The following is a 10818-nucleotide window of genomic DNA, read 5'->3' as shown; positions in this document are numbered from 1 at the left end:
GGCTACAACAAATCGGACCTCTGCCGAGGTCCTTTCCCCATAGGTGCTCCTATGAATGCCTCACAGACATTTCTAATGCGTAACCCCCTATTATTTGAGGGGATATGTTGGTCGTTTGGCAGTATTATGGTACATTTGTGAAGTCCTAATGACACTAATATATTATGAATAGAGGTAGCAAGGCTATCATTGATGTACGCGGTCTTCACAAAACGTATCCAGGTTCTCAGCCGTTGCATGTGCTGAAAGGGGTGGATATGAGCGTCTATGATGGGGAGATGGTGGCATTGATGGGTGCCAGTGGTAGTGGCAAGAGTACGCTACTCAATATCTTAGGGATTCTCGATGAATACGACCAAGGGAGCTATCACCTAGATGGTCAATTGATCCATAACCTTTCGGAAGAAGCCGCTGCTGAGATGCGGGGCCGTAAGATTGGCTTCGTCTTTCAGAGCTTTAATCTGATCTCGTTTAAGACGGCAGTGGAGAACGTGGCATTGCCCCTCTACTATCAAGGGGTTTCACAACGGGAGCGTATGCAGCTGGCGGAGGAGTATCTTGATCGGGTAGGACTGCTTCAGTGGAAAGATCACCTGCCTAATGAGCTCTCGGGCGGTCAAAAGCAGAGGGTCTCTATGGCGAGAGCCCTTATCACAAAGCCCTCGATATTGCTGGCCGATGAGCCGACTGGTGCCCTTGATAGTAAGACAACGGTGGAGGTGATGGATCTGCTGAAGGAGATCAATCGAGACCAAGGGCTGACGATGCTGATTGTGACACACGAGCCGGGAGTGGCTGAGGCGTGTGAGCGTACCATACATATTAAGGATGGGCTGATTGTAGGGGAGGACTGAGTGCGATGATTGCGTATCTACAAGAATTAGCGAACTCCCTCCGGAATAATAAGCTCAGGACCTTCCTGACTGGCTTCTCTATCGCTTGGGGAATCATTATCCTCGTGGTGATGCTGGGAGCTGGTAAGGGGGTGGAGAATGGTATCCGCACAATGGTCAGTACCGTAGGTGCCGACCAAGTGAAGATGGGGGTTTACTTCAATCAGACGCAGACGGCGTACGGTGGCTATCAAGAGGGGCGACAGCTATTCATCACTCGCAATCAATTGGATTACCTTAGGGAGGTGTTTAGTGATCGGGTGACTTTAATGGAGCCTGAGTTTTCTTTCTTCTCTAATGGGAGTACCTCCTTTGCTTCTCAAATGCTGCAAATACGGACCATCGGTTGGCCGGAGCAAAGTTTCGGCAAGTTGGAGCTGCGAGCAGGTCGGCTCTTTACGCCTCAAGAGCATAATGAGCAGGAGCGGGTAGTGCTCATCTCGGACGGGTTAGTATCGAAGCTATTTGCCTCGGGCGTGGACCCTATAGGCGAACTTTTTACGGTGTTTGGAGCTACCTACCGGATCGTAGGGGTGGTGAAGTCGCCTTCGCCCTTCTTCGGAACCGCCTTTATACCGCTGAATACTTTTGAAGGAATCCGGCCCAATGACTTTGTGCAGATCAAGAGTTTGGCGGTCTTCCCTAAGGCTGGTCAGGCAAAGGAGAGCGAGAAGCTGGCTGAGGACCTCGCCAGAGTAGCCCACCAAATAACTAGATCCGACCCTTCAGACACTTGGTCTATTTATGTGAATAATAGTAGCGATCAGGCTAAGACGATGGATATGATCTTCCTTAGCCTACAGGTGCTTCTCTGGGTCATGGGGATTGGTAGCCTGAGTATTGGTACCATCGGAGTCTCCAACATCATGCATGTGACGGTGCAGGAGCGTATGAGAGAGATCGGTATTCGTAAGGCGATTGGAGCCAAGCCTCGGGATATCCTAAGGCTAGTGCTAGGGGAGAGCCTGCTCCTCTCTATGGTCGCAGGAGTGGTTGGGCTATTCATGGGGATAGGCATTGTGAAGCTCTTGGATTACCTTGCGGTGGTCAATAAGTGGGGACAGCAGGAGATCCCTGTAGGCTTCTCGGCCGATGATGTGATGGTCCTTAGGCTATTCGAAAACCCCGAGGTGAATATGGGGGTAGCCATCGGGGCACTGATTGTGCTGGTGGTGGTCGGTGTGGTGGCTGGCTATGGTCCGGCCAAGAAAGCGATCAAGATACCGGCGGTAGTGGCGATGCGTGATATGAAATAGGGACTATGGGAATACTATTGAATAAAGAACTTTGGACCGAGATGCTCTACACGCTCAAACGCAATAAGCGTAGGAGTGTGGTCACTTCCCTTGGCGTCTTTGCGGGGATGTTTTTCTTTACCATCCTTACCAGTCTGAGCACAGGGTTGCGTAACTCTGCCTTTGGGATGCTCGAAGGGGTGAGTAGCGATGTGATTTATATTATTCCTGGTCGTACCACAAAACCTTATCAAGGGTACAAGGCCAATCGTCCTGTACAGACCACCTATCGCGACTATCTCAATATCAAGAGCCAGTCTCGTATGCTCCAGGAAGTGGGGGCATTGACCAGTTTTGGTGTGAAAGATGCTTGGTCCAGTGTGCCGATACATGCCAATAATAAAAGTCTCTCGGCCAATGCTTATGGAGTGACGCCCAATCATTTTCAGGTGGCTGATGAGATGGTGGCACTGTATGGGCGAGTCCTGACTCCACAGGAGCTGGAGTCGGGTGCCCCTCTATGTATGGTGGGGCGTGAATTGGCGAAGCGCTTTTACGATAACATTGAGGAGATGATAGGCACCTACATCACGATTAACGGGGTGCCCTTCAAGGTGGTTGGGGTCACGCAGCCACTAGTGGATAATTTCTCGATTGGCAATATGGGATTGGAAGGGATTATGCTACCTTTTACGCTTGCTGTGGGCAATCAATTTGATAAGGAGATCAGTATCTATGCAGTGCCCAAAGCTGGTTATAGCGAGGAGGACGTGCGTCGGGAGGTCTTTGAGATCCTTGCCCGCCGTCAGCAGCTCGACCCTACCGATACTGGGGCGATCATACCGATGAGTATGCAGTTGGTGACCAATATCTTTCAGATGATCGCTTCGGGCATCAATGTATTGGTCTGGATTGTGGGAATGGGCACGCTGATTACAGGTGTGATTAGTGTGAGCAATATCCTACTGGTAACGGTGCGAGAGCGACAGAGGGAGATCGGTGTTCGCCGTGCGATTGGTGCCAAGCCAAGGGATATCCGCAAGCAATTTATGTCGGAAGCGATCTTTATTATCGTAGTGGCAGGAGCACTTGGTATCTTACTCGGTTTGCTGGGGGCACTCGCTATTGGGGCAATAACGGAGCATACGGTGGTGGGTAATTACGTCACGCGACCTTATCCAAGTCTGGGGCTACTGATACTTTCGGTGGTGATTATGGTGGTATCGGGTGCGCTGGCAGGGCTATTGCCCGTCTACAAGGCACTACAGATCAAGGCGATTGACGCCATTAGAGATGAATAAAAATCAAAAACAATAGAGATATTATGGGCAGAGAGAAGAAGAGTAAAGGCATCGGTCGGTGGCTCCTATGGGGGCTAGTAGCTATCGCAGTGATAGCCATTGTGGCGACGGTGCTAGTGAAAGGTCAGCCAAAGGGAGCTAGCTATCAATTGGTCACTCCTACCACGGGTGATACGGTGGTGCTCAGCACGGTGCTGACAGGGTCTATTGAGGCACGTGACGAGGTGAAGGTAAAGCCAGAGATGAATGGGATCGTCTCGGAGTTGCTTCACTTGCCGGGCGACTATGTAGAGGCTGGCGACTTGGTGGCACGCCTTAGCATTGTGCCTGATGTGGCGAATATCCAGAATGCTGCCTCGCGGGTGGAGAGTGCACGTGTGCGTCTGAAGCAGTTGGAGGAGGTCTTGAAGCGCGACGAGCTACTCTATGAGCAGCAGATCCTCCCCAAGGAGAAGCTGGAGGCAAGTCAGGCTAATTATAAGAATGCGGAGATTGACCTCAATATCGCTGAGGAGACCCTCCAACTCGTTTCTACTGGTTCGAGCTCTAGCACTGCTAAGAAAAATAATACGATGGTGCGTGCGACGGTGAGTGGTACGATCCTAGAGCAACCAGTGAAGGTGGGGAATACGGTGATCCAAGCCAACGCCTTTAATGAAGGTACCACCATTATCTCTATTGCCGACCTCAAGGATCTGCTCTTTGTGGGTGAGGTAAATGAAAGCGATGTGAATAAGGTGAAGGTGGGTGCCGAGGTGCAGATCCATGTCGGTGCCATCAAGGGGCATACCTATCACGCTACTATAGAGTATGTATCGCCTAAGGGGGTGGATAAGAATGGTACCATCCTATTTGAGGTGAAGGCGGCACTCGACTCAACGGATATTGAGGATATCAAGGTGGGCTTTAGCTCCAATGCCGAGGTGGTACTCGCCAAGAGCGAAGGGGTGATGACCATCCCAGAGAGTGCAGTGGTCTATCGTGGCGACCAAACCTTTGTGATGGTCTCTAAGAAAGGGGGAAGTAAGGAGGAGGACTTTACGGAGCAAGAGGTGAAGCTCGGTATCTCTGATGGTTTGAAAGTAGAGGTGAAGAGTGGGCTGACGGGTAAGGAGCAGCTCCGAGGTAACCCAGTCACTAAATAAGGTGGAGTGATATGAAGAAGATTTGGATATTCATTGCCTTGCTCCCATGCGTGGCACTCTCTTTGCAGGCTCAGAAACCTGCAAAGACGGAGCTAACTCGTGTGGAGATGTCGCTCACGGAGTGTGTAGCATTTGCCCAAGAGAATAGCCCGCTACTTCTGCCAGTTCCTCAGAAACTAGAGGGGCTGGAGATCAATTATAGTGCGGCTCAGCAAGCCTTTCTGCCTAGTCTCAATGCCTCTGTGGGTCAGAACTTCTCTTTCGGTCGTTCGCAAGCTCGTGATATGAGTTTTACCGACAACTCAAGTGCCAATACCAGTTTTTCACTTAGTGCCGACCTCCCTATCTTCAGCGGTGGTCAGCGGTGGTATCAACTACAAAAGGCAAAGGAGGCCCGGCAGAATGCCGATTATATTGTCCGTGATGTGGAGGATCAAATCGCACTGCAGGTGACGCAGAGCTATATTCAGCTACTACTTGCCAAGGCTTTGGCTATGACCGCCAAGGATAACCTTGCTCTCACCAAGAAGTCGTACGAGCAAATCAAGCAGCAGGTAGAGGTGGGGCGAGCTGCAGAGTCGGATCTGATTGATATCCAAAGTCAGCTAGGGCGTGACCAACTCTCTGTGACGGAGACGGAGGCCGATGTGACCCGTGCTTTGCGGATACTGATGCTGGATATGGGGCTGGACCCCAATAAGGTGGAGGAGGGGGAGCTAGATATCGCTGAGATGTCACCCGAGGCGGTGGTAGCGAATCTGGAGCAGGCTCATCCGCGATTGATCAATCCTAAGTGGGAGATCCCAGCAACGGCACTCCTCAGAAGTGAGGTGCTTCTCTCGGAGTATGATGTGAAGATCGCTAAGAGTGCTCTATGGCCTTCGCTCTCTCTCGGAGGTGGCTACTCCAATGGTTATTACTATACTTACGGGGAGAAGTACAAGGCTATGAATGCCCCTTTTAAGGATCAATTGAAGAATAATGGCCGTTACTTTGTGGGGCTTTCGCTCTCTATCCCGATCTATAACCGTGGGCAGGTGCGTCGACAGATACGGCAAATGCAGCTGCAGACACTCAACCTGCAGAGTCAATTGAAACAGGCACAAATCAATGACGACCGCAATATCATCCTCGCTCGTACCGACTTAGAGAAGGCGGAGGAGCAGTATCGGGTCTCCAAGGAGAATGTAGAGCTCTCCAAGCGGGCTTTGGACGTGGCGGATCTGCAGTTCAAGGCGGGTCGTATCAATATCTATGAGTGGGAGCAGGTGAAGACACGCCACCTACAAGCCAAAGCAACCTATCTGCAGTCGATCTATACCCGACTACTCCGCACCATCAACCTCACCTACTTCAATACCGGCGATATCGCCACCACCTTGGCCGAAGGCAAGTAGCCACCCCGCCTGGCGGAGGTGCCTTATCGGACGAGTCAGACAGGGGAGGTGCCCTTATCGGACAAGTCGGATAGGTCAGACAAGTCGGACAAGTCGGACGAGTTGTGTCATCTTGCCGACTTGTCCGACTCGTCCGACCTGTCTGACTCGTCCGATAAAGCCCCATCGATAAGGGCCGGTCCTTCACCCCGACCTGTCCGATAAAGGCACCCCGATGGGTTTTGGTAAATAATCTAGGCTCAGGTATTGTGTAAGTCCATAAAAAGTGATACCTTTGCAGGGCGTATATTAAAAAGGCCCAGATGGCGGAATTGGTAGACGCGTTGGTCTCAAACACCAATGGGGTTACACCTGTACCGGTTCGATCCCGGTTCTGGGCACAAGCAAGTGAGTTACAAGTAGTCTCTGTATCGGTCAGAAGCCGTGCAGCGGGTCACTTGTAACTCTTTTTTTATAGAGTATTGGGGGAGCGGATCCCTAGAATAAAGTTTTAGTACAATGGCTAGTTATCTAAGCACGGATAAGAAGAAGATTACTGCTACTCGCTTTATGGCAATGAAGGGTGAGGGCGATAAGATTGCGATGCTCACCGCTTACGACTTTACGATGGCAAGGTTGCTTGATGAGGCTGGAGTGGATGCAATTTTGATCGGGGACTCTGCCAGTAATGTGATGATTGGTAATGCAACCACTCTGCCAATCACTCTGGATCAGATGATCTACCATGCACGCTGTGTGGCTAATGGAGCAAAGCACGCCTTTATTGTGGCAGATATGCCGTTTGGTACGGTACATGGCGACCCTCAGGTGGCTCTGGCTGCTGCGGTGCGTATGATGAAGGAGAGTGGCGTGGATGCAGTAAAGGTGGAGGGGGGTCATCAGGTGGCCGACTCTCTAAAGATAATCCTCGATGCTGGCATTCCTGTAGTGGCTCATCTGGGGCTTACCCCTCAGTCGGTGAATAAACTGGGTGGCTATAGTGTCCAGGCCAAGGAGGAGGCAGAAGCAGAGCAGCTGCTTTCGGATGCTCGCCTTGTGGAGGAGCTAGGCTGCTGTGGTCTGGTGCTGGAGAAGATACCGAGTGCTTTGGCAAAACGAGTGACGGAGAGTATCTCTATCCCTACGATTGGCATCGGTGCTGGCAATGAGACAGATGGTCAGGTGCTGGTTTGTACCGATATGCTGGGGATGACTATGGGCTTTAAGCCAAAGTTCCTCCGCCACTTTGCCAATGTGGGAGTACAGATTCAGGAGGCGGTTGCTACTTATTGCCGTGAGGTGAAGGCGCAGACGTTCCCCAATGATAGTGAAAGTTACTAAAACTACTAGATGGATTCCTTTATACCTTTTGAGTGGCAGGCGTTCCTAAATGAGGATAATATTGTTCTGCTACTAGACTTTATCGGAACCTTTGCCTTTGCTATCTCTGGTATTCGGCTGGCGATGGGGGAGAATATCGACCTCTTTGGTGCCTATGTCATCGGTATGCTCACAGCAGTGGGTGGCGGTACGATCCGTGACCTGTTACTGGGGGTGACGCCTTTTTGGCTTACCACGCCAACCTATGTGATCATCACGCTGATTTCGCTTCTGATCGTGGTGGCCTTTAGGAAGCAACTGGTCAAGATGAATGAACAGCTATTCCTCTACGACGCGATAGGGCTCGGCTTCTTTACGATCGTGGGAATGGAGAAGGCACTGATGCTGGGCTTCCCCTTTTGGGTGGCGCTCTTTATGGGCGTGTCGACCGGATCTTTTGGCGGACTGCTTCGTGATATCTGTATGAATCAGGTGCCACTGATCTTACGAAAAGATATCTATGCGATGGCGAGTGTGGTCGGAGCGGCGGTCTATGGAATCCTAGATCTGATCGGCGTGCAACATATCGTGGTGCAGGTGGTGAGTGTGATGGTAGTGATCCTCACCAGAGTCCTTTGTGTGAAGTACCACATCTCTCTCCCTGTCCTTAAAGGTCTCGACTAACCCCTCCCTATAAAAATAACAAGCCCGAGCAGTCAAATGACTGCTCGGGCTTATTGTTTTCAACAGGGGAAAGTCTCAGATCAAGTTGTCCGACCTCCCACAAGGGGAGGTCGTGGGGTGGGTAGGAGATTGTCGTATTCCCCCGGTTGTTCGGGGCTTTCGCCCCTCCCTCCCTTACGACCCCTTGTGGGTCGGACAAATCCATAACCTAGACAAGAGGTAAGATGTTGCTAACTTATTAAAAGATTAATCTTGAACCTTTACCACGCTGTTGTTGCTATCGTAGTTCTTGAGTCCCCTTCTCATTCGATTCACACGCTTGCCAAAGTCAAGATTCCAGACTACCCCGAGGGTGAGCATATTACCATTCTCTGGGATCTTCACATAGGACTTAAGTGGATTTACCTTGGAGTGGTTGGTAGTTCTATAAGTATCCCCCTCCTTAAATCCCACGTATAGCATCTGAGCATAGAGGGTCCAATTATTTTTATTCCACATCAAGGTCAAGCCCATATTGTCACCTGATAGTTGCTCTGTTTCGTTATAGAGCGTCCTTCCCGCTTTCGTATAATAGCCAGCAAAGACCAGCTCCTTGTACACTACCTGTGCCGAGATATCCCAGTAGAGGCTATTGAGGTGAAGCGGATGATTCCCTACGTTACTCTCATACCGCTTGTAGCCCACTGTGGTATAGAGCGAGAGGAAGTTCATCAGATTGCTAAAGTTGACTTTCCATTCGGCTCCATACTGTCGATTGTATAGCCCATTGTCGGACTGAAATAGGAAGTAATCCTCTTCGGGCAGATAGGTGACACGGGTGTACAGCGGATGGGTGGTGTGATTGTAGCTTAGGGCTAGATTGGTATTGAACTTATCCTTGCGATAATTCATATTGAGGCGATTGGTAAAGGCGTAGCTCGACTTCAATTCACTGTTCCCTGTAAATACAGTCAGTTGGTCAAACCTCTGCTTGATACTGGATAGCTGAGCTAGTGAAGGGAGGAATGGGATAAAATTACTATTGAGTGAAAAGGAGAGGCGATTATTGGGATTGTAATAGAATCCTAAGCTGCTCTGATTTTTGAAGTACTTCTTACTCTTCTCTTTACTTTCAACATAAAAGAACTTCAACCCACTCCCCAAGCTATACTGAACTTTTGGATTGAGCCGCCCAGAGATTTGAGCATATAGATAGGTGTTATTCTGCTGCAGTTGGTCGAGATAGCTACTTGGCGAGAGGTACTCATTTGTGGTGAATGCATATCTATTTTGCAGGCCAGTGGTGAGGTACACCTTTGGGTGCAACGACTTTTGATACATCACTTCGCCAATTAACGATTTGTACTTACTTTCTACGGGGTTGGAGATCTTGGCCACCTCTGCTCCATTCCTGGTGTCCACCAAATCTCTGTCGTTTCTACCTGTGGATAGTGTGCCTAATAGGTTGGCTTCCAGCTTCGATCCATCTCCAAATTGGTGCTGATAAAATAGGTCTAGTGCTGGCACGTAGCCTCTATATTTGCTTTTTGAGGCTCTATGATAGGGATCTTTATCGGTCTCAATTATCTGACCTCTGATATTGTTGTACTGTCGGGCAAAAGAATTGCGCCAAGTGGCACTAAATTGGCTCACTTTGCTAGGCTGATAGAGGTAGGTGAAGTTCAGGTCGTTTGTAAAATAGCCAAATGGACTCGCCTCCCCCTGAAGGAGCCGTGTGATTTCCTTGGAGTCAGCGATAAACTTCTCCTCACTATCTTTTTGCCACTTAGGGTAGTTGCGATAAGAAGTGTTGTAATCAATTGAGAAGTCCGACTTCCCTTGGTGGTAGCTAGCACTCGCACTACCATTGACAAATCCTACCCAGAGGGCACTCTGCATGTGACTCCTCACAGAGCCTCCATCGGTTCGCTCCTTTAGGATCACATCTATGATACCTCCAAAACCTTGGTCCAATTCGCGCATCGTAGGCATATCGGAGTAATCGACTCTAAGGATAGATTCGGGTTTGAGGTTACGTACTTCAGCAACCGACCGAGTGACGCCATTGATTTTCCATTGAATCGTCTTGCCATTAATGGAAGCATTCTTATTGACCTGATCCACCGAGAGCCCCGTTAGTCCTAGATTATGGAGTAGCGTCATAAAGTCGTGGCTCCCTCTGATCTGTAACTTCTCGGGGAAAACCAATTGGCGATTGTACTGGCGAAGAGAGCCGGTGACCGTCACCTCGTCCAATTGCTTACTATCCTCTACCAGATAGAGATCTCCAAGGGAGATGCTTCCCTTGCCACCCTCAATCTGCACGGAAATCGGGACATGTCCTACAAAGCTTATCTCCAAGCGACTTTCTTTGCTCTCGTTGCCGGTGACCGTGAAGTCTCCCTTCTCGTTAGTCGTTGTCCCAGAAATAGTGGTTCCTTCAAGGTCTAGTAGCCGTACCGAAGCTCCGATGACTGCGGTAGAATCTCTTGAGAAGAGTAAACGCCCCGAGATTTTCACCTCATTAGCCAATAAGGTGGTGGCTCCAAAGCATAGGAATATAGTCAGGGTCAGGAATCTAGTTAAGTTCTTTTCCATTACGCTCTGATTGATAGTGTCGTTCTTCCATGTAGTATTTTGGTAAAGATAGCCTATTTTCTTGAGACTATCCCCATTGAATCTAAAGAAAAGAGAGGTTGCACTTCTAGATGCCCCCACCACCACCCCACGACCTTCCCTCGTGGAGGTCGAACAACCGAATCTAAGACTTATCACTCCCTCTCAATGTGTCTACCAGGGGTTACGCATTAGAAAGTTCTTACCGTATACTTTTAACAGGGTGCCTATAAGTAGAGACTGTTGCACGAAGGCGATCTGCTGCGTTG

Annotated in this window: 8 protein-coding genes and 1 tRNA gene; 8 read left to right on the top strand and 1 reads right to left on the bottom strand. The window is 49.8% G+C overall.

Features of this window, described 5'->3' with window-relative positions:
* Positions 1 to 164 precede the first annotated feature (164 nt).
* From HMPREF3027_RS05595 to HMPREF3027_RS05560, 8 genes are all read left to right on the top strand, one after another.
* Positions 165 to 854 (top strand): ABC transporter ATP-binding protein, encoded by a 690-nt coding sequence (locus HMPREF3027_RS05595; RefSeq protein ID WP_070707569.1) that lies wholly within the window; start codon positions 165 to 167, stop codon positions 852 to 854.
* A 5-nt stretch (positions 855 to 859) separates the two neighbouring features.
* Positions 860 to 2149, top strand: a complete 1290-nt coding sequence (locus HMPREF3027_RS05590) for an ABC transporter permease (protein WP_070707568.1) — start codon at positions 860 to 862, stop codon at positions 2147 to 2149.
* A 5-nt stretch (positions 2150 to 2154) separates the two neighbouring features.
* Positions 2155 to 3429 carry an ABC transporter permease gene (locus HMPREF3027_RS05585; RefSeq protein ID WP_246830541.1) on the top strand — a complete coding sequence of 425 codons (1275 nt, stop codon included), beginning with the start codon at positions 2155 to 2157 and terminating at the stop codon, positions 3427 to 3429.
* A gap of 23 nt (positions 3430 to 3452) precedes the next feature.
* Positions 3453 to 4574: an efflux RND transporter periplasmic adaptor subunit gene (locus HMPREF3027_RS05580; RefSeq protein ID WP_070707566.1), complete on the top strand. Its 1122-nt coding sequence runs from the start codon at positions 3453 to 3455 to the stop codon at positions 4572 to 4574.
* Between the two features lie 11 nt (positions 4575 to 4585).
* A complete protein-coding gene (locus HMPREF3027_RS05575; protein ID WP_070707565.1) occupies positions 4586 to 5971 on the top strand; it encodes a TolC family protein in 1386 nt (461 codons plus the stop codon).
* 296 nt (positions 5972 to 6267) lie between these two features.
* A tRNA-Leu gene (locus HMPREF3027_RS05570) sits at positions 6268 to 6351 on the top strand.
* A 118-nt stretch (positions 6352 to 6469) separates the two neighbouring features.
* Positions 6470 to 7291, top strand: coding sequence for a 3-methyl-2-oxobutanoate hydroxymethyltransferase (gene panB / locus HMPREF3027_RS05565; RefSeq protein WP_070707564.1), 822 nt, complete (start codon positions 6470 to 6472; stop codon positions 7289 to 7291).
* Positions 7292 to 7300: 9 nt separating this feature from the next.
* The gene (locus HMPREF3027_RS05560; RefSeq protein WP_018029066.1) at positions 7301 to 7954 is read left to right on the top strand and encodes a trimeric intracellular cation channel family protein; all 654 of its coding nucleotides are present in this window, start codon (positions 7301 to 7303) and stop codon (positions 7952 to 7954) included.
* Between the two features lie 246 nt (positions 7955 to 8200).
* On the opposite strand, the gene HMPREF3027_RS05550 is transcribed toward HMPREF3027_RS05560, so the two are convergent.
* On the bottom strand, positions 8201 to 10531 hold the full coding sequence (locus tag HMPREF3027_RS05550) for a carboxypeptidase-like regulatory domain-containing protein (RefSeq protein WP_070707562.1): 2331 nt from the start codon (positions 10529 to 10531) through the stop codon (positions 8201 to 8203).
* Between the last annotated feature and the right edge of the window lie 287 nt (positions 10532 to 10818).

The sequence above is a fragment of the Porphyromonas sp. HMSC077F02 genome, from assembly GCF_001815465.1.
Classification (GTDB): domain Bacteria; phylum Bacteroidota; class Bacteroidia; order Bacteroidales; family Porphyromonadaceae; genus Porphyromonas_A; species Porphyromonas_A somerae.
The sequence above is the reverse complement of the archived record's forward strand: the minus strand, read 5'-3'. Positions and strand labels throughout refer to the sequence as shown.